Source organism: Actinoplanes sp. NBC_00393 (assembly GCF_036053395.1).
GTDB lineage: Bacteria > Actinomycetota > Actinomycetes > Mycobacteriales > Micromonosporaceae > Actinoplanes.
This window is the reverse complement of record NZ_CP107942.1, coordinates 8396727-8420006: the sequence shown is the minus strand read 5'-3', so window position 1 is coordinate 8420006 and position 23280 is coordinate 8396727. Positions and strand designations below refer to the sequence as shown.

24 protein-coding genes and 1 tRNA gene are annotated in these 23280 nt (G+C 70.1%); 12 read left to right on the top strand and 13 right to left on the bottom strand.

All coding sequences use genetic code 11. From position 1 onward, the window contains the following. Window positions 1–86: 86 nt before the first annotated feature. The 4 genes from OHA21_RS38980 to OHA21_RS38965 all read right to left on the bottom strand — a co-directional run bounded on the left by OHA21_RS38980 (window position 87) and on the right by OHA21_RS38965 (window position 4804). A complete protein-coding gene (locus OHA21_RS38980) occupies window positions 87–824 on the bottom strand; it encodes a LytR/AlgR family response regulator transcription factor (RefSeq protein ID WP_328463811.1) in 738 nt (245 codons plus the stop codon). Then, on the bottom strand, window positions 821–2005 hold the full coding sequence (locus OHA21_RS38975) for a sensor histidine kinase (protein WP_328463809.1): 1185 nt from the start codon (window positions 2003–2005) through the stop codon (window positions 821–823). Before OHA21_RS38975 ends, OHA21_RS38980 begins: the two co-directional genes overlap by 4 nt. Before the next feature lie 174 nt (window positions 2006–2179). Continuing rightward, entirely contained in the window at window positions 2180–3763 is a 1584-nt protein-coding gene (locus OHA21_RS38970) for a sugar transferase (RefSeq protein WP_328463807.1), read from the bottom strand. Window positions 3764–3940: 177 nt separating this feature from the next. After that, on the bottom strand, window positions 3941–4804 hold the full coding sequence (locus OHA21_RS38965) for an Fpg/Nei family DNA glycosylase (protein WP_328463805.1): 864 nt from the start codon (window positions 4802–4804) through the stop codon (window positions 3941–3943). A 24-nt stretch (window positions 4805–4828) separates the two neighbouring features. On the opposite strand from OHA21_RS38965, the gene OHA21_RS38960 reads away from it, so the two are divergent. Further along, the gene (locus OHA21_RS38960; RefSeq protein WP_328463803.1) at window positions 4829–6013 is read left to right on the top strand and encodes a glycosyltransferase family 4 protein; all 1185 of its coding nucleotides are present in this window, start codon (window positions 4829–4831) and stop codon (window positions 6011–6013) included. Between the two features lie 31 nt (window positions 6014–6044). Beyond that, on the top strand, window positions 6045–7574 hold the full coding sequence (locus OHA21_RS38955; protein WP_328463801.1) for an arylsulfotransferase family protein: 1530 nt from the start codon (window positions 6045–6047) through the stop codon (window positions 7572–7574). 34 nt (window positions 7575–7608) lie between these two features. Here the strand turns inward: OHA21_RS38955 and OHA21_RS38950 are convergent, their stop codons facing one another. From OHA21_RS38950 to OHA21_RS38940, 3 genes are read right to left on the bottom strand one after another with little or no spacing between them, the layout of a single operon-like run. Then, a complete protein-coding gene (locus OHA21_RS38950) occupies window positions 7609–8328 on the bottom strand; it encodes a CDP-alcohol phosphatidyltransferase family protein (protein ID WP_328463799.1) in 720 nt (239 codons plus the stop codon). Then, a complete protein-coding gene (locus tag OHA21_RS38945; RefSeq protein WP_328463797.1) occupies window positions 8309–9370 on the bottom strand; it encodes an iron-containing alcohol dehydrogenase family protein in 1062 nt (353 codons plus the stop codon). Before OHA21_RS38945 ends, OHA21_RS38950 begins: the two co-directional genes overlap by 20 nt. Continuing rightward, entirely contained in the window at window positions 9358–10089 is a 732-nt protein-coding gene (locus OHA21_RS38940; protein ID WP_328463795.1) for a phosphocholine cytidylyltransferase family protein, read from the bottom strand. Before OHA21_RS38940 ends, OHA21_RS38945 begins: the two co-directional genes overlap by 13 nt. A 124-nt stretch (window positions 10090–10213) precedes the next feature. Between OHA21_RS38940 and OHA21_RS38935 the strand changes: the two genes are divergently transcribed. The 3 genes from OHA21_RS38935 to eccB all read left to right on the top strand — a co-directional run bounded on the left by OHA21_RS38935 (window position 10214) and on the right by eccB (window position 13820). Continuing rightward, on the top strand, window positions 10214–11308 hold the full coding sequence (locus OHA21_RS38935; RefSeq protein ID WP_328463793.1) for an aminotransferase-like domain-containing protein: 1095 nt from the start codon (window positions 10214–10216) through the stop codon (window positions 11306–11308). A gap of 88 nt (window positions 11309–11396) precedes the next feature. Further along, a complete protein-coding gene (locus OHA21_RS38930; RefSeq protein WP_442874960.1) occupies window positions 11397–12503 on the top strand; it encodes a magnesium and cobalt transport protein CorA in 1107 nt (368 codons plus the stop codon). Window positions 12504–12512: 9 nt separating this feature from the next. Beyond that, window positions 12513–13820 (top strand): type VII secretion protein EccB, encoded by a 1308-nt coding sequence (gene eccB / locus OHA21_RS38925; RefSeq protein ID WP_328463791.1) that lies wholly within the window; start codon window positions 12513–12515, stop codon window positions 13818–13820. Between the two features lie 10 nt (window positions 13821–13830). On the opposite strand, the gene OHA21_RS38920 is transcribed toward eccB, so the two are convergent. Further along, a complete protein-coding gene (locus OHA21_RS38920) occupies window positions 13831–14400 on the bottom strand; it encodes a hypothetical protein (RefSeq protein WP_328463789.1) in 570 nt (189 codons plus the stop codon). A gap of 132 nt (window positions 14401–14532) precedes the next feature. On the opposite strand from OHA21_RS38920, the gene OHA21_RS38915 reads away from it, so the two are divergent. Further along, window positions 14533–15057 carry a peptidylprolyl isomerase gene (locus tag OHA21_RS38915; protein WP_328463787.1) on the top strand — a complete coding sequence of 175 codons (525 nt, stop codon included), beginning with the start codon at window positions 14533–14535 and terminating at the stop codon, window positions 15055–15057. A 19-nt stretch (window positions 15058–15076) separates the two neighbouring features. Beyond that, the gene (locus tag OHA21_RS38910) at window positions 15077–15979 is read left to right on the top strand and encodes a rhomboid family intramembrane serine protease (protein WP_328463785.1); all 903 of its coding nucleotides are present in this window, start codon (window positions 15077–15079) and stop codon (window positions 15977–15979) included. A 74-nt stretch (window positions 15980–16053) separates the two neighbouring features. Here OHA21_RS38910 and OHA21_RS38905 read toward each other — a convergent pair whose 3' ends face one another. Further along, window positions 16054–16464 (bottom strand): PH domain-containing protein, encoded by a 411-nt coding sequence (locus OHA21_RS38905; protein ID WP_328463783.1) that lies wholly within the window; start codon window positions 16462–16464, stop codon window positions 16054–16056. An 88-nt stretch (window positions 16465–16552) separates the two neighbouring features. Between OHA21_RS38905 and OHA21_RS38900 the strand changes: the two genes are divergently transcribed. Next, entirely contained in the window at window positions 16553–17041 is a 489-nt protein-coding gene (locus OHA21_RS38900) for a hypothetical protein (RefSeq protein WP_328463781.1), read from the top strand. Window positions 17042–17046: 5 nt separating this feature from the next. Here OHA21_RS38900 and OHA21_RS38895 read toward each other — a convergent pair whose 3' ends face one another. Then, window positions 17047–17919 (bottom strand): transketolase family protein, encoded by an 873-nt coding sequence (locus OHA21_RS38895; RefSeq protein ID WP_328463780.1) that lies wholly within the window; start codon window positions 17917–17919, stop codon window positions 17047–17049. Between the two features lie 8 nt (window positions 17920–17927). Next, window positions 17928–18599 (bottom strand): transketolase, encoded by a 672-nt coding sequence (locus OHA21_RS38890; RefSeq protein WP_328463778.1) that lies wholly within the window; start codon window positions 18597–18599, stop codon window positions 17928–17930. Between the two features lie 46 nt (window positions 18600–18645). Here OHA21_RS38890 and soxR point away from each other — a divergent pair, with 46 nt between their 5' ends. Continuing rightward, entirely contained in the window at window positions 18646–19086 is a 441-nt protein-coding gene (soxR, locus tag OHA21_RS38885) for a redox-sensitive transcriptional activator SoxR (protein WP_328463776.1), read from the top strand. Window positions 19087–19088: 2 nt separating this feature from the next. Here soxR and OHA21_RS38880 read toward each other — a convergent pair whose 3' ends face one another. After that, window positions 19089–19730 (bottom strand): hypothetical protein, encoded by a 642-nt coding sequence (locus tag OHA21_RS38880; protein WP_328463774.1) that lies wholly within the window; start codon window positions 19728–19730, stop codon window positions 19089–19091. 316 nt (window positions 19731–20046) lie between these two features. Then, window positions 20047–20131, bottom strand: a tRNA-Ser gene (locus OHA21_RS38875). 67 nt (window positions 20132–20198) lie between these two features. Here OHA21_RS38875 and OHA21_RS38870 point away from each other — a divergent pair. The 3 genes from OHA21_RS38870 to OHA21_RS38860 all read left to right on the top strand — a co-directional run bounded on the left by OHA21_RS38870 (window position 20199) and on the right by OHA21_RS38860 (window position 23042). After that, window positions 20199–21161, top strand: coding sequence for an NAD(P)H-quinone oxidoreductase (locus OHA21_RS38870; RefSeq protein ID WP_328463772.1), 963 nt, complete (start codon window positions 20199–20201; stop codon window positions 21159–21161). A gap of 93 nt (window positions 21162–21254) precedes the next feature. Further along, window positions 21255–21908 carry a DUF4352 domain-containing protein gene (locus OHA21_RS38865; protein ID WP_328463770.1) on the top strand — a complete coding sequence of 218 codons (654 nt, stop codon included), beginning with the start codon at window positions 21255–21257 and terminating at the stop codon, window positions 21906–21908. Window positions 21909–22187: 279 nt separating this feature from the next. Next, on the top strand, window positions 22188–23042 hold the full coding sequence (locus tag OHA21_RS38860) for a C40 family peptidase (RefSeq protein ID WP_328463768.1): 855 nt from the start codon (window positions 22188–22190) through the stop codon (window positions 23040–23042). Window positions 23043–23280 lie beyond the last annotated feature (238 nt).

Below are 23280 nucleotides of genomic sequence, written 5' to 3'. Positions count from 1 at the left end.
ACGAACTGTGGAGATGATCCTGCAAGTTGCAGGGCCTGTGGATAACTCTGTGGAGAAGTCTGTGGTCCTGTGGATTACGGTGTGGATTAGCGGGTCCAGTCGTGCTTCGCGGCCCGGATCAGGCGGTCCTTCAGCTCCCGGGTGTGCCGGCGGCTCACCGGCAACTCCGCCCCGTCGACCGCCACCACGTAACCGGAGTTGGTCAGCCGCAGCTCGGTGACCAGGCGAAGTTGCACGAGGTACGACCGGTGGATGCGGACGAAGCCGGCGTTGGCCCAGCGTTCGGCGAGGGTGGCGAGCGATACGCGTACCAGATGGGAAGTTTCTCCGGTGTGCAGCCGTGCGTAATCACCCTGCGCCTCCACCCACCGCACCGAGGACCGCGGCAGCATGCGCGTGGTGCCGGCCAGCTCCACCGGAATCGCCGGCTCGTCCGGCGGCATCGCCGGCGCCGGCGCGGAGCGCAGACCGGCCACCCGGCGCAGCGACTCCCCCAGGCGCTCGGCCCGCACCGGCTTGCGCACGTAATCGGTGACGCCCAGGTCGAACGCGTCCACCGCGCCGTCGTCGTAGGCGGTCACGAAGACGATCGCCGGCGGCTGCGCGAACCGGCGCAGGATCCGGGCGAGCTCCATGCCGTCCAGGCCGGGCATCCGGATGTCCAGGAAGACCGCGTCGACCTCGGTGTCGCGCAGCACGCGAAGCGCCTCGGTGGCATCGCCGGCCCGGTGCACGTGCGCCACCCGGCCGTCGGCGTTGAGCAGGTACGCAAGCTCGTCGAGGGCCGGCGGCTCGTCATCGACCGCCAGCACCACCAGGCTCATGCCCGCACCTGTGGATGGAATTTCGGCACCCGCATGCTCACCTTCGTACCCGCGCCGGGCGCGGTCTCCACCACCAGGCCGTTGTGATCGCCGAACACCGAACGCAGCCGCTCATCCACATTCACCAGGCCGACGTGCTGCCCGTCCTCGTTCTCCGGCCCGTCGCTGCCGAACACCGCCGGATCCATGCCGACCCCGTCGTCCTCCACCGTGATGTGGCATTCGGCGCCGGCGTCGCGTGCTTCGATGCTCACCATACCGACGCCCGGTTTGCGGGACAGGCCGTGCCGCACCGCGTTCTCCACCAGCGGTTGCAGGCAGAGGAACGGCAGACCGACCGGCAGCACCTCGGGCGCGATCTGCAGGCGGACCTGCAGACGGTCGCCGAACCGGGCGCGTTCGATGGTCAGGTACCGGTCGATCGAGCGCAGCTCCTCGGCGAGCGTGGTGAACTCGCCGTGCGCCCGGAACGAGTACCGGGTGAACTCGGCGAACTCCAGGATCAGCTCGCGGGCGCGCTCCGGATCGGTTCGCACGAACGAGGCGATCGCGGTCAGCGCGTTGTAGATGAAGTGCGGGCTGATCTGCGCCCGCAACGCCTTCACCTCGGCGCGGGCCAGCCGCTCGCGGGACGAATCCAGCTCGGCCAAAGCCAGCTGGGAGCCGGCCCAGCGCGCCGCCTCCAGCGTCGCCTGGACCAGGCCGGGCGCCGGCTGGCTGTCCGCCACCGCGACGAGCGCGGCCTCCGCCGCACTGTCCAGCGGCGCCACCACAGCGCCGCGGACCACGCAATCCATCCGGTCACACGGAAGATCAGAGCTGTTGAGTACGACCGAACGCCGTGCCCCGACCGCCCGGCGCGCGGCCGCGGTCAGCTGGTCCTGATGGTGGGTGCCGCGTCCGTCGTACGCCAGGCAGCGCTCGCCGTCGATGATCGCCAGCCCGACCGCGCCCACCAGGGTGCGCAGAGGCCGGGCAGCCTTGCCCGCGGTCGCCGGGGTGAGCCCGGCCCGCAGCGGCTCGGCCGCCAGGGCAGCGGTGTGCAACACGTCGTAGGTGGCCCGCTGCATCGTCGTGGCGATCCCGCGCCGGGCCCGCAGCCGCAACACCGCCACCACGGCAGCCGCCAGCGCAGCCAGAACGGCGATCACCGCCAGCGCGCTCCCGATTTGACCAGCCACGCAGCGATCCTGACGGGTCCGTGTAAGTCCGTCCAGCCCCGCAGCCCCGCGATTGCCGCCGGTGAGATGGCACCTGATTTTTCGACGGCCGCGGGGTTTGCGGACGGCGGGAAATCAGCTGCCATCTCACCGGTTACAAGGCAATCGCCGCGGAGCGAAGCGGAGCCAGCAAACTCAGTACGCGCCCTTGCGCTTTAGGACCACGAAGATGGTGCGCCAGAGGATGCTCAGGTCGTAGGTGAGCGACCAGTTGTCGACGTAGTAGAGGTCGAGGCGGACCGCTTCGTCCCAGGACAGGTCGGACCGTCCACTCACCTGCCACAGACCTGTTATTCCGGGGCGGACCAGGAGACGGCGGCGGACGTCGCCCAGGTAGTCGCCGTCGTCCGCGGGCAGCGGACGGGGACCGACCAGGGACATCTCGCCCTTGAGCACATTGATCAGCTGAGGCAGCTCGTCCAGCGAGGTGGCCCGCAGCTTCTGCCCGAAGGCGAAGATCCGCGGGTCGTGCTTCATCTTGAAGAGCATGCCGTCGGACTCGTTGAGCTCCTCCAGCGTGGCCTTGCGCTCCTCGGCGTCCACATACATGGTCCGGAACTTCCACACCCGGAAGGTCCGCCCGTCGTGGCCGACGCGGGTCTGCCGGAAGAAGACCGGACCGGGGTCGGAGAGCCGGATGCCGATCGCGATGAACGCCAGGATCGGGCTGATCATCAGCAGGCCGAGGCCGGCGGCGACCCGGTCCATCAGGTTCTTGACCAGCCAGCCGGGGCCGGAGAGGGTCGGCTCCTCGACGTGCAGGAGCGGCAGACCCTCGATCGGGCGGATGTGCACCCGGGGCCCGGCGATGTCGGTGAGCTGCGGCGCGACCACCAGGTCCACACCGGTGCCCTCGAGCTGCCAGGCCAGCCGGCGCAGTTCGCCGGGCTCGGCGCTGGCCGAGCCGCAGACCGCGATCGTGTCGGCGCCGACCTCGCGGACCAGCGACAGCACGTCGCGTCCGGCGTAGACCGGGACCGGGGTCTCGATGCCGCGGGCGGCCGCGTACCCGTCGGTGATGTGGATGGCGACCGGGATCAGGCCGGCAGCCGGGCTCCGGGTGACCGCGGTGTAGACCTCGAGCGCCTCGGGCAGCGTGCCGACCAGGACCATCCGGTGTGCACCGTGCCCGGTGCGTCGCCGGGCGAAGTGCAGGACCTGCCGTGCCGACACCCGGCTCAGCAGGATGAAGACCAGCGCGGTCAGCGACGCCGTGGCGACCGTGCCGCGGGACAGGTCGGCCTTGGTGGCGAACGCGAGCAGCGACACGCAGGCCACGACGGTGACCGAGGCGCGGACGACCCGCTTGAACTCCTCGCTGCCCAGGCCCAGGTAGCGCCGGTCGTAGGTGCCGTTGGTCCAGAGCAGGAGCAGCCAGCCGAGGGGCAGCGCCACGTACGCGAAGAAGGTGAAGAGCTCGGTGCCCTCCAGGAAGCCCCAGCTGCGGGTGGTGAACCCGGCTCGCGACTTCTCCAGCAGGCTCGCGATGTAGCTGGCGCCGATCACCGAGAGCAGGTCGAGCACGACCAGGGCGAACGTGTACGGCCGATGCCAGCGGGACAGCCGGCGGTGCTGCCGCGTCCACGCCGATCGGGGTACGCCGTTGCTCGGAGTGGGCTGTTGCCACTCGAAGCTGTCGTACCCCACAGGCTTGCTCCGGCTGCTGTCGGTAGTTGGGCGATGCAGGCTAGTCGTCACTTCGCCTACGTCCTCCCGCATCCGGAAAAAGATTACGCACCGCCACGACGTTCGGATCGTCGGCGGGTCCGCCGATACCCGTTCGCGTCATAACGGTTGCCAGGGACCGAGCCACTATACCGATGGATCGGCCGGAGTGAAGGTGACGCTTCGGGGGCAATCTCAGCATGTACGTTCCGTGACCAAATGGTGGCAGGTTCACCGTACGAGCTTGGACAGTCGCCGGTCCGCCAGGGGCTTGCCGCCGGTCTGGCAGGTGGCGCAGTACTGCAGGCTCTTGTCCGCGAACGAGACTTCCCGCACTTTGTCGCCACAAACCGGGCAGGGAAGTCCGGTCCGGGCGTGCACCCGCATCCCGGCGCGCTTCTCTCCCTTGAGCTCGGCCGCCTTCTGCCCGACCGACCGCTGGACCGCGTCGGTCTCGACGGCCCGCATCGCCTCGTAGAGCGTGGAGATCTGCTCGTCGGTGAGCTTTCCGGTCAGCGCGAACGGGGACAGCTTGGCCACGTGCAGGATCTCGTCGGAGTAGGCGTTCCCAATCCCGGCGAGCACCTCCTGATCGGTGAGCACGCCCTTGATCTGTCCGTTTCGCCCTTTCAGTCGGTTGGTGAACTCCTCGAGGGAGATCGCCAGCGCGTCCGGGCCGAGCCGTGACACACCGGGCACCTCGGTCGCCGGATCCCGCACCAGGTAGGCGGCGAGCGACTTCTGCGTACCGGCCTCGGTCAGGTCGAAGCCGGAACCGTCGTCGAGCCGGACCCGGATCGCGATCGGGCCGCTGCCCGGCTTCAGCGGGGCGGGCGACTTGAACGAGTCGCGGTAGTGCAGCCAGCCGGCGCGGGCCAGGTGCACGACGAGGTGCACCTCTGGGCCGATGCCGATGTCCAGGAACTTTCCGTGCCGGCCGGCGCTCGTGACGGTCAGGCCGGTCAACGACGAAGGCGCCGGATCGTACGTCTTCAGCGCGCTGAACGACGAGACCTCGAAGCGCTGCACGGTGTGGCCGACCGCGCGCTCACGCAGGTATGCCGCGAGCGCCTCGACCTCGGGAAGTTCGGGCACCGCTTCACGGTAGCGTCTCGCGTCATGAAGGTGGTGGTAGCGCACAACCGGTATCGCGAGGCGATCCCGTCCGGGGAGAACGTCATCGTCGACACCGAGATCGAGCAGCTCCGCGCGGCCGGTGTCGAGGTGGTGCCGTTCCAGCGCAGCTCGGACTCGATCGAGGCGATGCCGGCGAGCCGCAAGGTGTTGCTGCCGATCTCGCCCGCGTACGGCGCCGACGCGCAACGCGACCTGTCGAGGCTGATCACCGCGGAGCGCCCGGACGTTCTGCACCTGCACAACCCGTACCCCCTGCTCTCTCCCTGGGTGATTCGCACCGCGCACGCGCATGGATTGCCGGTGGTGCAGACCGTGCACAACTACCGGCAGGTCTGCTCCTCGGGGCTGTACTTCCGGGACGGGCACAACTGCCGGGACTGTCGCGGCAAGGCGTTCGGCTGGCCGGCCGTCAAGCACCGGTGCTACCGCGGTTCGGCGGCGCAGAGCGCGATCATGGCGACCACCCTGGCCGTGCACCGGGGGACCTGGCGCTCGGTGGACCGGTACATCGCGCTCACCGACAAGATCGCCGCGCACCTCACCGACTACGGCATCCCGGCCGACCGGATCGTGATCAAGCCGAACGGACTGCCCGACCCGGGCACGCCGGAACCGCTGGGCGACGGATTCCTCTACGGCGCCCGGCTCTCCCCGGAGAAGGGTCTGGGCCTGCTGCTGGACGCCTGGCGCCGGCACCCGGACGGCTCGCTCGGCACGCTGCGGATCGCCGGGGACGGCGAGTTGCGGCCGCTCGCCGAACAGGCCGCGGCCGAACGGTCGGACGTCACCTACCTCGGCCCGCTGGACCGGGCCGGGATGACCGCGGCGCGCCGGGCCTCGGCGGTGGTCGTCGCGGTGCCGACCTGGGAGGACGTGCTGCCGACGGTGATCCTGGAGGCGATGTCGACGGGCCGGGCGGTCCTGGGCACGGCGGTGGGCGGAATCCCGTACCTCATCGGGTCCGGTTCTGCGGCGGCCGGCTGGCTGGCCCAGCCGAACCCGGCGTCGCTCGCCGCGGCGCTGCCGATCGCCCGGGCCGGCGCCACGACCGCGGCAGCCAACGCCCGCGAGCGCTACCTGCGCCACTTCCACCCGGACGTGCTCACCAAGCGGCTGATCGAGATCTACACCGACATGATTTCGGATTCACAGCGCGTTCCGAGGTAATCCACGCGCGTGGCGGGGAACCCTGGCCGCTGTGAACGATCGATCGATATCGCAGTCCGGAGTATCGCGTCGCACGCTCCTGCTCGGGTCGGCGACCGCGGCCGTGGTCGCCGGCGGTGCCGGATTCCTGCTCGGCCGGGCCGGCGACGAGGAGACGCCGGCGCAGACCGCCGCGCCGGCCGCGCCGCCGGCCAAGTACCGCTCCCGGCCGGACCTGAACGGCCTCCCCGACGTCACCATCACCACGCCGGCCACCGGTACGGCCCCCGGGTTCGTCTTCCTCACACCGTTCGCCGGCGCCTCGCTGCGCGGGCCGCTGATCGTCGACGAGAAAGGCTCGCCGGTCTGGTTCAAGAAGGTGCCCGACCCGGCCACCGTGGCGATCGACTTCAAGGCCCAGCGGTACCGCGGCGAACCGGTGCTGACCTGGTGGGAGGGGACGATCGGCGGCACCGGCGGGCAGGGTGTCGGGCAGGGTGAGTTCGTCGTGGTGGACCAGGCCTACCGGGAGGTCACCCGGATCCGGGCGGCCGGCAGCGAGCAGGCCGACCAGCACGACCTGGTGCTCACGCCGGACGGGACGGCGCTGTTCTGGGTGTACGACCCGGTCCCGTTCGACCTCACCCCGATGGGTGGCCCGGCCGATGGCGTGCTGCACGACGGGGTGCTTCAGGAGATCGACGTCGCGACCGGCCGCAAGGTGTTCGAGTGGCGGGGACGGGACCACATCAGCCTGGACGAGTCGTACGCCCCGCTGCCCCAGGGCGAGTCGGCGCACCTGCCCTACGACTACCTGCACCCCAACTCGGTCAGCCTGGACACCGACGGGCACCTGCTGTTCTCCGCCAGGCACACCTGGGGCCTCTACAAGGTGCACCGCAAGACGGGCGCGGTCATCTGGCGGATCGGCGGGAAGAAGTCCGACTTCCGGGTCGACGAGAAGGCCGCCTTCTCCTGGCAGCACGACCTGCAGCGCCGCCGGGACGGCGACTACAGCATCTTCGACAACGGCGCCGGGATCACCACCGAGAAGGACTACTCGCGCGGCCTGATCTTCCGGGTCGACGAGAAGGCCAAGACCGTCACCTTCGTCGCCGAGCACGTGCACCCGCAGCGGGTCTCCGCGCCGACCCAGGGCAACTTCCGCGAGCTGCCGGACGGCGGCACCTTCGTCGGGTGGGGTCAGCAACCGCACTTCACCGAGCACAACGCGGACGGCACGGTACGCCTGGCCGGGCATCTGCCGGAGGACAACCAGTCGTACCGCGCGTACAAGGCGGAGTGGGCCGGCGCGGCCCGGGACCAGCCGGCGCTCGGGTTGCGGGTCGAGGGTGACAACGTGATCGCCAGCGTCAGCTGGAACGGGCACACCGGGGTGAGCCGCTGGCGGGCCCGGGCCGGCGGTCAGCCGCGCGCGCTGAGCACCGCGGTGGAGGCGGACCGGACCGGCTTCGAGACCACGCTGACGCTGCCCGGCATACCGGAGTACGTGGTGGCCGAGGCACTGGACGAGGCCGGCCAGGTGATCGGCTCGTCCAGTGCCATCCCGGTCCGGGTCTGAGGCCGGCCGCGGCTGAGCCGGCCGCGCGGCCGGCTCAGCCGCGCAGCGCGGCGCGGCCGGTGAAGGCGATGCTGGCGGCCAGGAAACCGCCGTTGATCAGGGTGAACAGGGCCACGAACCAGACCGTCCACTGCGGCGCCACGGTGAGCACCACGCCGGCCAGGGCCACCACGGCGCCGTAGTCGCGGACCAGCTTGACCGCCCGGATCGGCAGGGACCGGCTGGTCACCATGCTCGACGCCTGCTCGCCGCTCTGCATCACCGAGGTGACCAGGTTGACCATCCAGGTCGCGGCGAACGCGGCCAGCAGCCACGCCGGGGTGTCCGGCTCCTGCGCCTTCGCGGTGGCGGCCAGCGCCGCGACCAGCGAGGACTGCACCGCGACGTCGCACAGCACGTCGAGCCGGGCGCCGGCCGAGCTGGACTGCCCGGTGACCCGCGCCAGCTGGCCGTCCGAGCAGTCGAACGCGTACGCCAGCTGCCAGCCGATCAGCGCGAGCAGGCCGATCGGCGCCGCCCAGATGCTGCCCTCGGCCACCGGGCCGGCCGCGGCGATCACCACGAACGAGATCAGGCACCCGAGCCCGAGGTTGAAGATGGTGAGCACGGTGGGGGTGAGGTGGCGCCGGTGCGCCTGCACCGCGATCCGGGCGCCGATCCGCTGGCTGATCCCCTCACTGAACAGGCCGCCGCCCCGGTTCACCGAGTAGTAGTCGGCGGCCGTGGGCGCCGGCTCAGTGGGCTGCGACGGCATCGTCGTACTCGGCGAGTTTCTGCCGGATCTCGTCCGGCGTCATGGCCAGGTGCTCGAGGATGGTGTAGCGATCGGGCCGGGTCCGCGGGGCGAACTCGACGATCCGCACGAACTGCTCGGTGTCCAGGCCGACGTCGGAGGGCGTACGCGGCAGCTGGTGCCGGGCCAGGCACTCGGACATCTGCCCGAAGCGCCGCTCGTCGCCGCGCAGGAACGTGCAGAACAGCGCACCGAGCCCGGCCAGCTCGCCGTGCGAGGCGGTGTCGGGGAAGAGTGAGTCGGTGGCGTGCATGATCTCGTGGCAGCCGCCGCTGGACGGCCGGCTGCTGCCGCAGACCGCCATCGCGAGACCGCTGGAGATCAGCGCCTCGGCCAGCACCGTCACGAACGCGTCGTCGCTCATGTCGCCGGGCATGGTCAGCACCGCCTCGGCGCCCATCCGGGCCAGCGAGGCGGCCAGGCCGTCGACCGGCTCACCGCGCACCTCTCGGGCCAGCTCCCAGTCGGCCAGCGCGCTGATGTTGCTGATCACGTCACCGATGCCGGCCCGGTTGACCGATTCCGGCCCGTTCTCCACGAAGTCCAGGTCGACGACGACGCCGAACGGGATGTGCACCCCGTACGAACCCTTGATGCCCTCGTGGATCAGGCTGGCCACCGGCGAGGCGATGCCGTCGTTGGCCAGGCTGGTCGCCACCGAGACCATCGGCAGGCCCCAGCGGCTGGCCGCGTACTTCGCGGTGTCCACGGTCTTGCCGCCGCCGATGCCGACCACCGCGTCGTAGTGCCCGGCCCGCAGCTTGCCGGCCAGCTCCAGCGACGCGTCGAGAGTGCCCCCGCCGGTCACGAACACCTCGGCCGAGCGCAGCGACGGGCGCAGCAGTTCGACGACCTTCTCGCCGAGGCCGGGGCCGACCACCACGGCGACCTCGCCGCCGGAGGAGATCCGGCCGTCGGCAAGGATCTTGCCGAGGTCGGCGACCGCGCCCCGCCGCACCTCGATGTGCAGCGGGGTCTGGACGCTACGGGCTAGTAGCGGCATGCGATCTCCCGCGCCTTGGCCAGGTCGTCGTGGTTGTCGACCTCGACCCAGGGCAGGTCGCCGATCTCCGCGGCGCGGACCTCGCCACCCCGGTTCGCGTACTCCTGGAAGCCGTCCTCGTAGTACAGGTTCGGGTCGCGCTCGAAGGTCGTCTTCAGGGCGTCGGCCAGCTTGCCGGCGGCCGAGGCCTCGATGATGTTGGCGCCGATGTACTCGCCGTACGCCTCGGTGGGCTCCATCAGCTTCGTGATTTTGGTGAGCTGGCCATCTGCATTGAAGACGGTCTTCATCTCCTCGTCGGCCAGCTTCTTCACAGTGTCGACAGCGAGCAGGATGCTCGGTCCGCGCTTCGCGAGCAGCGTGTGCTCGACGCTGACCGGGTGCACGGTGTCACCGTTCACCATCAGGGCGCCCTGCGCGAAGTGGTCCCGCGCCAGCCAGAGGGAGTAGGCGTTGTTCCACTCCTCGGCCTTGTCGTTGTGCACCAGGGAGATCGTGACGCCGTACTTCTGCTGGAACGCCTCGACCCGCTCCTCCACCGCGCCGGCCTGGTAGCCGACCACGATCGTCACGTCGGTCAGACCGGCGGCCGCGAGGTTGCGCAGTGAGATGTCCATGATCGTGGTTTCCCCGTCCACGGGGACAAGCGCCTTGGGCAGCGTGTCCGTGTACGGGCGCAACCTGCGCCCAGCGCCGGCAGCGAGTACCAGACCGATCATGGGGTGGGTCCTTCCAGAGCGAGGAGCGGGGTTGCCCAGCGAGGATAGCGGTCCCTGTCCCATCAGCAGGACTCGCGAGGGCCGCAGGGAAAATGGTATAGACCCGGCTTCTAAGCTGTTCAGCATGACCGCTGAGCAGCTGATCTCCTTCGCCCGTGGCGCTCCGTCGCTGGACATCGTCGACGTTGAGGGCCTGAAGGCCGCGGCGGCGCGTGCCTTCGACGCCGATCCGGCCGGTGTGACCGCCTACGGCACCTCTGTCGGCTACCTCCCGCTGCGCAAGTGGATCGCCGACAAGCACAACGTCTCCCCGGACCAGGTCATCGTGACCAACGGCTCCCTGCAGGCGGACGCGTTCCTCTTCGGCCACCTGGTCAAGCCGGGCGACGACGTGGTGGTGGAGAAGCCGACCTACGACCGTACGCTGCTCAACCTGCAGAACCTGGGCGCCAAGGTGCACCAGGTCACGGTCCAGCCGGACGGCATCGACGTCGACGAGCTGCGCACCCTGCTCGAGTCCGGGGTGCGGCCGAAGCTCGCGCACATCATCCCGAACTACCAGAACCCGGCCGGTGTCACGCTCTCCGCGGAGAAGCGGCAGACGCTGCTGGCCCTCGCCGAGCAGTACGAGTTCATCATCTTCGAGGACGACCCGTACGTGGACATCCGGTTCCGCGGCGAGCCGTTGCCCTCGATGCTGTCGCAGGACACGAACAGCCTGGTCGTGCACGCCTCCAGCTTCACCAAGACGGTCTGCCCCGGCGTACGCGTCGGATACCTGGTCGGCCCGGCCGCGCTGATCGACGCGATCGCGAAGAAGGCCACCAACCTCTACATCTCGCCGGGCATGGTCTCCGAGGCGATCGTGCACCAGTTCTGCGTCTCCGGCGACATCGAGAAGTCGGTCCGGACGGTCAGCGCGGCACTGGGCGAACGGGCCCGGGTGCTGGCCGAGTCGATCCGCAAGCACATCCCGGGCGCCACCTTCACCGAGCCGGACGGCGGGTACTTCCTCTGGGTCGACCTGCCCGAGGACGTGGACGTCGACAAGCTGTTCCCGGCGGCCATGAAGAAGGGTGTCGCGGTCGTCAAGGGCAGCGACTTCCTGCTCGAGGGTGGCCGGCACTCGCTGCGGCTGGCGTACTCGGCGGTCACCGTCGACCAGATCGACGAGGGCGTGCGGCGGATCGCCGACGCCATCGAGGAGGTCCGGGGCTGAGCGCGGTTTCCCGTGCCGGCCTACGGGTCGGCACGGGATCCTCCGGGTAGCCTCGATTGGTTTGCCGTTCGGAGGGGGAGGTTGGACTATGACCGAGAACCGTGGCCGCCCGCTCGGGAGGACCCTCGCCGAGCGGATGCGTGGCTTCCTGACCAACGGGGAGAACGCCGAGCCGAACGGCGCCCGCGGTCATGCCGCGACCTCGGTGGTCGACTGCGGGGTCTACGTCGAGGGCAAGCGGATGCCGGGTGAGTTCACCCCGGACCGGGCGCTGATCGAAGCCTGCCGGCAGGACGGCGCTTTCGTCTGGCTGGGGCTGCACGAGCCGTCCCAGGGCGAGATGGCGGCGATCGCGCGGACCTACGGGCTGCACGAGCTGGCCGTGGAGGACGCGGTCAAGGCCGAGCAGCGGCCCAAGCTGGAGCAGTTCGGCGCGGTGCACTTCCTGGTCCTGCGGACCGCGCGGTACGTCCCGCACCAGGAGCTGACCGAGAGTCAGCAGGTGGTGGAGACCGGCCAGATGATGATTTTCATCGGTGAGCGGTTCGTCATCACCGTCCGGCACGGCGACGCCTCCGAGATGGCGCCGGTCCGGGCCGACCTGGAGTCGCAGCGGGCGGTGCTGCTGGAGCAGGGGCCGTGGGCGGTGGCGTACGCGGTGACCGACCGGGTCGTCGACCACTACCTCGAGGTGGCTGACCAGGTCGAGGCGGATCTCGACATCATCGAGGAGGGCGTCTTCTCGCGCGACAAGAGCGCCCCGATCCAGCAGGTCTACCAGCTCAAACGGGAACTCGTGGAGTTCCGCCGGGCGGTCGTGCCGTTGCAGCGGCCGCTCGCGGCGATCACCGGCAGCCAGGGTGTGGTGCCGAAGGAGATCCGCCGGTACTTCCGGGACGTCCAGGACCACCTCACGCGGACTGTGGAGCAGGTCTCGTCGTACGACGACCTGCTGAACTCGATCCTGCAGGCACGCCTGGCGCAGGTGACCGTCGACCAGAACAACGACATGCGGAAGATCGCCTCCTGGGCGGCCATCGCCACGGTTTGGACAGCGTTCGCCGGCGTCTACGGGATGAATTTCGACTACATGCCGGAGACCGACTGGAAGTACGGCTACCCCGCCCTGATCGCCGTCCTCTCGGTGATCACTGTGCTGCTCTACCGGTCACTACGGCGAAACGGATGGCTCTAAGGTGGCGTGATGCCGTCGCGTCAGGATGAGCTGCACTCGTACCAGTTCTCGATGCAGCGCGTGGTCGCGGCCCTGGTCACGCACGATCCCGACCCACAGCGTTCGCCGATGCGCCGGGCCGGCACGACCGCGCTGATCGGGGTTCTGCTGGCCGCGCTGATCCTCGGCGGCACCGCGGCGTACGGGCTGTTCACCGGCCACACCATGACCGAGCCGACCGACCCGGACGCGGTCCTGCTGGAGAAGGGCACCGGCGCGCGGTACGTCTACCTGCCCACCGACGGCCGCCTGCACCCGATCCTCAACTACACGTCCGGGGTGTTGCTGGCCGGTGGCGCCCGTCCGCAGGTGAAGACCGTGCGCGCCGACAAGCTGGCCAAGGTCCCGCTGGGTGAGCCGCTCGGCATCCCGGGCGCGCCGGATTCCCTGCCGGCCGCCGGTGACCTGTTGACCGGCGACTGGTCGGTCTGCACGGACAACAGGCAGAGCACTCTGCTGGTCGGGTTCACCCCGTCCGACGGCGCTGCGCCGGGTGATCGTGGGCTGCTGGTCCGGGACGAGGCGGGGCGTACCCATCTGGTGCACGCCGACCGGCGTTTCCTGCTCGCCGCCGACCGGGTGGACACGATTCAGCGCGCGCTCGGCTGGTACGGCCGTCGTGCGTGGCTCGTCCCGGCGGCCTGGGTCGACGCGATTCCGGCCGGCCCCGATCTGGCCGCACCGGTGATCCCGGGTGCGGGGCGCCCGTCGGTGATCGCCGGGCGGCGGGCGGGTGAGGTGGTGACCGACGGCAGCCAGTTCGCGGTGGTGCTGCGCGACGGGATCGCCCCGGTCACCGAGACCCAGGCGCGGTTGCTGGCGCCGGCGACCACGATCGGTGCGGCGTTCCAGAAGCTGCCCGGCTCGGCTGTCCGGCTGGCGGACAGCGCGGGGCTCCCGCCCCGGGTGCCCCAGCTCGTGGAGGATCCGGCGCGGGCGTGCGTCACTCTTTCGGGGGGCGGCGCCTCGGCGGGCGTACGCCTGAACCCGTCCTTTCCGGCCGGCGCGCTCCCGGCCGGCCCGACCCGGATGGACCGCGTGCATGTGGCCCGGGGCCGGGGCGCGCTCGTGGTCGCGGCGGCCTCACCGGACGTCCCGGCCAGCATCGGCACGGTGCATCTGGTCACCGACACCGGCCGTCGCTATCCGCTGGCCAGTCGCGATCTGCTGGGCCGCTTCGGGTACCCGAACTCCTCGCCCCGGGCGGTGCCGGCGCAACTCGTCGCGTACCTGCCGGCCGGCCCGGCCCTGGATCCGGTCCGGGCCGGGCGACCGTGACGGCGGCCTGTCAGGGCTTGCTCTTGTCGGCGACCGTGCCGTTCGACGTGGTGTAGGCGGTCGGCTCGATCGGCTCGAACGCCGCGTCGTCGGCACCGGTCTGCGCGGAGGTGGTGGCCGGGTCGTACTCCTCCCACTGCGCGTCCCGACGGCGTCGCGCGTAGTACGCGGCGCCGACGCCGACCGCGGTGCCGAGCAGCGCGTACCCGAACATCCGGCTGCCGCGGCGCTGCTTGCGCCCGTACGCCTTCTCCGCCTTGCGCTCCAGCTTCTTGGCGGCCTTGGCCTGCTTCTTGGCCTGCTTCTTGGTCACCTTGCCGGTGTGCCGGACGCTTTCGGTCGCCGTGGCCACCAGCGGGGTCAGCGCGGCGAGCGCCGAGTCCCAGCTGTTGGTGGCCGCGTCCTTGGCCTTCGTGGCGGCCGGCTGAACCCGGTCCTTGGCGGCGTTGATCTTGGGTCCGACGGTCGCGCTGGTCTCCTGCGCCGCCAGGGAAGCCGCGCGCTTGAAATGATCCATGCTCTGGTTGAGCTCGTTACGCATCTTCGTGCTGCGGCGCCGACGGCGAATCGTTGCGAACACCAGTGCCCACCTCCTGTGGTCTTCTCCCAGGCCATGTTGCCTTCTCGGGTACCCCCGCGCCGCCGGATCCACGACATGGGGGAGGATCCGAATTGCACGAGAACAGTCCCATCACCGCAGACGGGAGTACCCGTGGCCGAGAACATTTACGCCACCCTGCACACCAACCATGGCGCGATCCGGCTCCAGCTCTTCCCGGATCACGCCCCCGCGACCGTCCGCAACTTCGTGGAACTGGCCGAGGGCACGAAGGAATACACCGACCCGCGCACTGGTCAGAAGGGCAGTGGGCCGTACTACAACGGCACCATCTCGCACCGGGTCATCGCCGGCTTCATGATCCAGCTCGGCGACCCGACCGGCACCGGCCGTGGCGGCCCGGGCTACCAGTTCGGTGACGAGTTCCACCCGGAGCTCTTCTTCGACCGCCCGTACCTGCTCGCCATGGCGAACGCCGGCCCGGGCACCAACGGCTCGCAGTTCTTCATCACGGTCGCACCGACCCCGCACCTGAACCGGCGGCACACGATCTTCGGCACCGTCGCCGACGAGCAGTCCGCCAAGGTCGTCGACTCGATCGCGAACACGCCGACCGGCCCGGGCGACCGGCCCCGCGAGGACGTGGTGATCGAGCGCGTGGAGATCGAGCGCTCCTGACCCGGGTACCTTTGGTGCCATGAGTGAGGCGCCCTCGACGACACCGGTGTGCTATCGCCATCCGGATCGGGAGACGCTGCTCCGGTGCAGCCGCTGCGACCGTCCGATCTGCACGAGTTGCATGAACGACGCCGTGGTCGGCCACCACTGTCCGGAGTGCGTCAAAGAGGGACGCCGCAGCCAGCGGCCGGCGCGCACCGCCTTCGGCGGTAGTCGCGCCGGCCAGCTCGGCTACGTGACGACCGGGATCATCGCGATCAACTCGCTCGTCATGATCGCGTCCGCGATCGTCGGCGGCCCGAAGGCCATCGCCGGCGCGGGCGGCTTCTTCGGCCTGCTCGGCACCGGCACCCCGCTGACCGATTTCGGCGAGGTGCTCGGCTACGCCTTCTACGGCGGCGAGATCCACGGCATCGCCGAGGGCGAGTGGTACCGACTGGTCACCGCGATGTTCCTGCACTACGGCGCGGTCCACCTGCTGCTCAACATGATGCTGGTCGCCCAGATCGGGCGGTACCTCGAGGCCCAGCTCGGCCCGATGCGCTTCGCCGCGCTCTATCTGCTGGCCGGCTTCGGCGGCAACGTCGCGGCCTACGTCTTCCAGGCGCCGAACCAGCCCTCCGCGGGCGCTTCCACGGCCACCTTCGGTCTGATCGCCGCGGTCATCGTGGTGAACCGGCGGCTCCTGCGCGACCCCGGCCCGATGATCCCGCTGCTGGTCACGAACCTGATCTTCACGTTCACGATTCCGTACATCTCGATCGCCGGCCACCTGGGCGGCCTGGCCACCGGTGCTGCCGCGGCCGCGGTGCTGGCCTACCCCAGGCTGCCGCGCCGCGGGCTCAAACAGGCCGTCGGCCTGACGGCGATCCTGCTGTTGTTGCTCGGTGCGGCCGTCTTGCGCACCCAATCGATCTTTTGAGGTACGGGGAGCAGCAGTCCCCGCTCTCCCCCGCGATCAAGTGCCCACTCCGGGCCCCAGCGCCGCCGCCGGGCTCAAGCAGTGGTCCGGCGCAGCTCGCTCAGCTGCACGACGACGTCGTCCGGCTGGGCGCCCAGGTCGTGAGGGCCGAACTGGTAGATCGACTCGCCGGCGTCGATCTCCAGGAGTTCGTTCCGAAGGCCGCGGCGGATTGTGCGCTCCACGCGTACCCGCTCGATCTGTGACCAGGGGAGATGCCGGCGCCGCGCCAGACCGGTCAGAACCGTGACGCCGTCGGCGTCCGCCGACAGGCGGACCGGCAGGAGGAGATCGCGCAGCGCCCAGGCGACCAGGCCGGCCGCGACCGCCCCGCCCAGCACCCAGCGCACCGGGTCACCCTCGGCGAACACCGCCACGAGCGCCAGGACGGCGACCGCACCGATCAGTTTGGAGACCGGGAGGACCGGCTTCACGCGCCACTGCATGCCGACAACTATGGCAGCCGGAAGGCTGTAATTCGATATTCAGCAGGGGCGGCCGACTCCTCCTCGTTCATCCCCCGTTAAACATCACATGGACGTGTTCTCAAGTACGTTCCACACCGCTGCCGAGGCCGGATCGGTTCCCTTTCCGACGGCGAACCGGCCCCTGTCGATCTTCCAGAGTTGCGTGGACCAGGACGACCCCGCGGTCCTGGTGGCCCGCTGCGCGCGTCCTGGTGCGCCGTTCTCCGGCAACTATCACCTGCTGCTCACCGAGCGCCGGCTGGTGGTCATCCGGGAGACCCGGCCGCTGCATCGCTTCCGGCTGCACCTCAACGCCAACCTGCGGCACCTCTGCAACGTGACCTGGCGTCTCGACCTGGCCAAACCCGGCATCGAGGTGTCCGCCACGGCGATGGACGGCGTGCGCGAACGGTTCCGCATGCGGCTCAGTGACGAAGCCGTGGTCTGGCGGGTCGAGGAGCTGCTCCGGCAGAGCTTCGAGGGCCCGCGCGGCCGGCGGGTGCCGGCCCCGGCCCGGGCGAAGCGGGCGCCCGTGCCCGCCGTCGCCCTGGCCTGACCGGCTCAGCTTCCGAGGAACGCACTGATCGAGCGGCGCAGTCCGGCCGCGTCGAGCCCGTGTTCCCGGGCGTGGTCCCGCCACGAGCCGTAGCGCCGTACCTCGGCGCGCCCGACGCCGAGGTACAGCGCGCGGTGCGGCATCCCGCTCAGCGCCTCGCCGACCAGCCGCGCCGACGTGCCGGCCAGGTACGGCTCGACCAGCACCACCTCGCCCCCGGCGACCGCCCGCAGTCCGTCGATGTCGAACGGCCGCGGCGTGTTGGTGTACGCGACGGTCACGTCGAGGTCCCGGGTCGCCTCCAGCACCGGATCGAGCATCGGCCCGACCGCGACGACCAGCGGCCCGCCCCGCTTCAGCACGCGCAGGCTCCCGCTGTCCGGGTGGGCCTGCGCGTTCTCCTGCACGGAGAGCCGGATGTAGACCCGGTCGTCGTGCTGGGCCGCGGCGCGCAGCAGTCCCGGCACCTCGTCGCGGTGGCCCGGCACGTGCACGGTCCAGCCCTCCAGCGTGTCCAGCAGCGCCACGTCGCCCGGTGACTGGTGTGTGTAGCCCTCCGCCGACGCGTCGTACGAGGCGCCGATGCTGACCAGCACCGCGCCCACGTCCTGATGCGCGAAGTCGAGCTTGATCTGCTCGTAGGCCCGGTCGACGAGGAACGGCGCGTACGAGTGCAGGATCGGCCGGAGCCCGGTGAGCGCCAGCCCGCCGCCGACCCCGGCCATGAGTTGCTCGCGGATGCCGACGTTGAAGACGCGGTCCGGGTGCCGCTGCTGCGCGGTGTGGAATGACGCGGCGGAGATGTCTGCGACCACCAGCGCGGTCCGCGGGTCATCGTCGAGCAGGTCGGTCGTGGTGGAGATGAAGGTTTCCCGCATGGCAGGCCTCATTTCGTTTCGACGGCGGCGACGACCAGATGCGGCCGTCCGGTGACGCGCAGGGCTCGTTCGATCTCGTCGTGGTCGCGCCCGTTCACGACGGACACGCTCCACCCGGGAAAGCGCGCCGGGATCCCACCGGGCCAACCATGGGTGGAGGACTGGTTGTCGATCACGATGGCGGTCAGCGGGAGCCGGATCGCGGCGGCGTACGCAATGGCTTCGTGATTTGATCCTTCGTCCAGCTCGGCGTCGCCCAGCAGCACGAACGTGCGGCTGCCGAGGAAGCCCTGGGCCCGTAGCCCGAGCGCGGTGCCGACCGCCATGCCGAGCCCGTGCCCGAGCGACCCGGTCCCGACCTCGACGCCCGGGATGAGCACCCGGTCCGGGTGGTGCCCGAGGCGGCTGTCCCAGCCGGCCAGGTCGTCGAGCCACTCCTCGGGGATGAACCCCTTGGCGGCCAGCACGGCGTAGTAGGCCGCCGGACCGTGCCCCTTGGAGAGCAGGAACCGGTCGCGGTCCGGCTCGTCCACGGTCTCCGGTGTGTTTCGCAACACCCGGTCGTAGAGCACCCAGAGCACGTCCAGTGTGGAGTGCGCGCTGGGCGCGTGTTTCTCGTCGCCGGTGATTCGGCTGAGTAGCGCGTGTAGCGGGTGTCTCGATGCGGTGATGACTGTCATGTGCCTAGGCTGCAACTTGAAGTTCACTTCAGCTCAAGGAGCCCGGATGGAGACACTCACGATCGGCGAATTGTCGGCCCGCAGCGGGGTGGCGCCGTCGGCACTGCGCTTCTACGAACGGGAGGGTCTGATCCACGCCTCCCGCACCAGCGGCAACCAGCGACGATACGACCGGGCGGAGTTGCGCCGGGTGGCCTTCATCAAGATCGCCCAGCAGGTCGGAGTGTCGCTGGAAGAAATTCGCACGGCGCTGGCCTCGCTGCCGGAGAACCGCACCCCGACAAAAGCCGATTGGTCCCGCTTGTCCGCCCGCTGGCGCTACAAGCTCGAGGAGCGGATCAACGTGCTGGAACGCCTCCGTGATCAGCTCACCGGTTGCATCGGCTGCGGTTGCCTCTCACTGCAGCGGTGCAAACTGGTCAACCCGAGCGACCAGCTCGCCGTCCGCGGCGCGGGCCCGCAGATGATCCTCAACCCACCCGAATAGGGTCACTCCGGCTGGTCGGGTTCGGCCGCGACCAACTGGTTGACCTTGACGTGGGTGTCCTGGATGGCCTGGCCGATCGTCGTCTCGGTACGGCCCAGCTTCTGGTTGTGCACGCCCCTGCCGGCGGCCTTGGCGATGTTCGCCTGTCCGCTGATCGACCCGAGTGCGGACGCGACACCGGCCGCGATCTGGTTGGCGATCCACTTCTTGTCGGCCTCGGTGAGCGCCACAGGAACCTCCTCAAGGTGCCAGCTGCGGGTGTCCTTCTCGCGGGCCGGCACGTTGCTGGCCGAGAAGTGCGCATGCGCGGTGTGCGGATTGTCGCCGTAATAGGCCCGGCCGGTCCAGCCGTAGTCGGCCGACCAGATCGTCCGATCGTGAATCACATAGGTGAGACGCTTCTCGACGCCGGCCCGGCAGCGGCGCACGACGAACTCGACGAAGTCCCGCATGTCGGCGCCCGGCCCGAGCCCCGCGTCGACGTCGATCGCGTGGACCAGGCCGCGGGAGTCGGGGTTGTGATCGCTGGCCCGCCCCTGGTGCGCCGAGTCGCCGAGCCAGCCGTCGGAGCTTTTGTCCCGGTACGGGAAGATGGTGTTGAACTCGGAGCGCAGCCGCACGAGAGACGGCACCAGCTCAGCCATCGCGAGCCTCCTAGGTCCACTGCTCGCGATGATAGCCACCGAGTCCGGTTTTGCCCGGCGCGGTCATCCCTGCAGTGACACCCGGCGGTGCCGCCGCGCGAGATGCACTCCACGGCGCAATCGGGTCCGTCGCAGGCGACGTGCTCGTATGAGGGCGTACCGGCCCCTGCCGGCGGCTCGTGGTGTCGGGCCGCCGTTCAGGCGTGTTTTGTGGGTGGTGAGAGGTGCGTGGGCGGCGGCTCGTGCTGTCCGGCCGCCACTTACGCCTGTTTCGCGGTGGCGAGGCGGGTCGCAGCTCAGCGGGGTGTTGAGGAAGCGGAGGGCGTGGGATTCGAACCCACGAAGAGTTTCCCCTTACCGGTTTTCAAGACCGGCGCCATCGGCCACTAGGCGAGCCCTCCCGTAGTGCCGCTCCAGTCTGCCACCCGCGAGATGTTCTTGTCGTACCGGTGGGGCAGAGTCGACCTCATGCACGCGATCGTGATCGAGGACAAGCAGCTGGTCTGGGCCGAGGCGCCGGATCCCGAGGCCGCCGAGGGCGAGGTCGTGGTCGATGTGACCGCGACCGCGGTCAACCGGGCCGACGTTCTGCAGCGGCAGGGGTTCTATCCGCCACCGCCGGGCGCCCCGGCCTACCCGGGGCTGGAGTGTTCGGGCGTGATCAGCGCGATCGGCCCCGGCGTCACCGGCCACCACGTGGGTGAGCGGGTCTGTGCGCTGCTGGCCGGCGGCGGCTACGCCGAGCGGGTCGCGGTGCCGGCCGGGCAGCTTCTGCCGGTGCCGGCCGGCCTGTCGCTGGTCGAGTCGGCGGCGCTGCCCGAGGTGGCCTGCACGGTGTGGTCCAACGTGGTTGATCGGGACAGGTTGCGATCCGGGGAGACGCTGCTGGTGCACGGCGGCGGCAGCGGGATCGGCACGTTTGCCGTCCAGCTGGGTGTCGCGCTGGGCGCGACCGTGCTGGTCACGGCCCGGGCGGCGAAGCACGAGCGGCTGCGCGCGCTCGGCGCCGATCTGACGATCGACTATCAGACCCAGGATTTTGTACGGGCGGTGCTCGACCGAACCGATGGCCGGGGCGCCGATGTCGTGCTCGACATCATGGGTGCGAAATATCTGGACCGCAACATCGACGCGCTCGCGCCGGAGGGCCGGATCACCGTCATCGGGATGCAGGGCGGCCGCAACGCCGAGCTGGATCTCGGCAAGCTGATGGCCAAGCGCGGGCGGATCTCGTCGACCTCGCTGCGCGCCCGGCCCTTGGCGGACAAGGCCCGGATCGTCGCGGGCGTGCGCGAGCAGGTGTGGCCGCTGGTCGCCGCCGGTCTGGTGAAGCCGGTCATCCACACCACGATGCCGCTGGCCGAGGCGGCGGAAGCGCACCGGTTGATGGAGTCCAGCGACCATCTCGGCAAGATCCTGCTGCTGCGCTGATCACCCGTACGGGTTAACAATCTGAGAGTCATATGCCCGATACAGCCCTATATGCGGCGAGTCGCGCGCGTGTCGGGCCGGGTCACTCCCAGCATGGACGGACAGCGCGACCGGACCCCGGTCGCGCTCTGTTCGCTGACCGCTGGGGGCACCGTGACCTACACACCGCACCGTTCCGCACCCACCCGCCCGGTGACGGCACGGCAGGACAGCGCGGAGGCCCGGTCGCTGCGGTGGAAGATCCGGATCTGGGTCGCCGGTGGAGTCGTCACCGCGCTCGCCCTGATCGCCTTCGGAGTCTGGGCGGTGGTGACCGCCGACCGTCGTCCGGCGGTGCTGGGCCGCCAGGTGCCGAACGGTGCGGTGGCCGGCAGCTTCGAATTCGTGGTGACTTCGCTGCGGTGCGGTGTGGAGTCGGTCGGCCCGGGGGATCTGGCGCAACGCGCCGAGGGGCAATTCTGTCTGCTGGGCGTGACGGTCAAGAACACCGGCAGTTCGCCGGAGTTGTTCGACAGTGGCGCACAGCGTCTCTACGACATCAACGGCGTAGCCTACGCCGTCGCCGATCAGGCTGCGGTGTTTCTCAACGATCGCAGTCCGACACTGCTCAACGAGATTCCGCCGGGCGAGACCGTCGCCGGTGTACTGCCATTCGACGTACCGATGGATGCGCAGCTCACCGAGGTGTCGGTGCACGGCGCGATGTCCACACCGGGCGTACGCATGACGCTGCCACCGGTCGGGTGACTGTTCGGCGTTTATCCTTTCGAGATCGGGCATTAATTATCGGAATCCCACCACGGCGCATTCGATGGTGTGTTGGCATGGTCCACGGAATACGCACGGTTGTCCGGGTTCCCATTGCCCACCTTCGACGGCGGCAAATCGTGGCAGGCAGCATCAGCCACGTACGGATGGGATTCGCGCGAGTGCCCCGGGCCTATTTCGGAGGCAACACTGCACGGTACGTCGACGCGCCGTGTGTTGACTGCCGGCGCTCTCGCGCTGGCTGTCATCGCACCGGCTTTGGAATCGGTCGAGCACGCCGCGGAGGCCGTCACCACGCCACCGCAGGCCCTGCCGGCCGTCCCGGAACTGCCTGCTCTCCCGCTGGCCGAGGAGATCCAGGAACGACAGCGGCGGCTGCAGAACCCCCAGTGGGACGCGCGGCTCCGGACGGGCCTGCAGGACCGGGTGACGACCGGTCAGCGTGCGTCCCGCGCGATCCTGCGCCGCCCGGGGGTGCGTGCGGCGGTCCGGTTGCGGCCGGTGGCCGCGCCGCTCGCCCGCAAGCCGGTACGGGCCGGCAACCGGCCCACAGCGCGCGTGGCGGAGCGTCCCACGGCCCGGGTGGCCGAGCGTCCCACGGCCCGGGTGGCCGAGCGCCCCGCCGTCCGCCAGCAGCGGGTCCGCCCGGTGCAGCGCCGGGTCGTCGTCCAGCGCCGGGTCGTCGTCCAGCAGAAGCGGACGAACGTGGCGCGGCGTGGAGCAGCCGCGGTTCGCAAGATCACGCGGAGTACCGCGGTCCGGCGGCTGCGGACCAACCCCGGCCGGAGCATGAACGCGGTGATCGCGTTCGCCCGTTCCCAGGTGGGCAAGCGGTACGTGCGCGGCGGCGAGGGTCCCGGCGGCTTCGACTGCTCGGGTTTCACGAAGCGTGCGTACGCTCGGGCCGGTCTGCGCCTGCCGCACTCCTCCGGTGGGCAGGCCCGCCGTGCCCGCAACATCTCGCGCTCGCAGGCCCGTCCCGGCGACCTGGTGGTCGGCCCCGGTCACGTGGGCATCTACATGGGCCGCGGGATGATGATCGACGCGGGGAACCACCGCACCGGCGTGGTCTACCGCAAGCTCTACCGCGGTCTCCGGGTGGCGCGCCTGTGACGATGCGCCCCGGACAGCAGTAGGCACCCGCCGACTGACGGGTGCCCACTCGCTGACCGCCGGGAACGGCGACCGATCGCAACCGGGCGCGGGGATCTCTGCCGCACACACCCGGTCGGATGTCTGACAGAAGCATTACCGACCGACGCCCTCAGCATGCGCACCACCTGTGCGTTTACCCGTTTGAGTGACGGCACGGCGCAATGCGGACGAAAGACGCTCGTCACGTCCGGCGGTT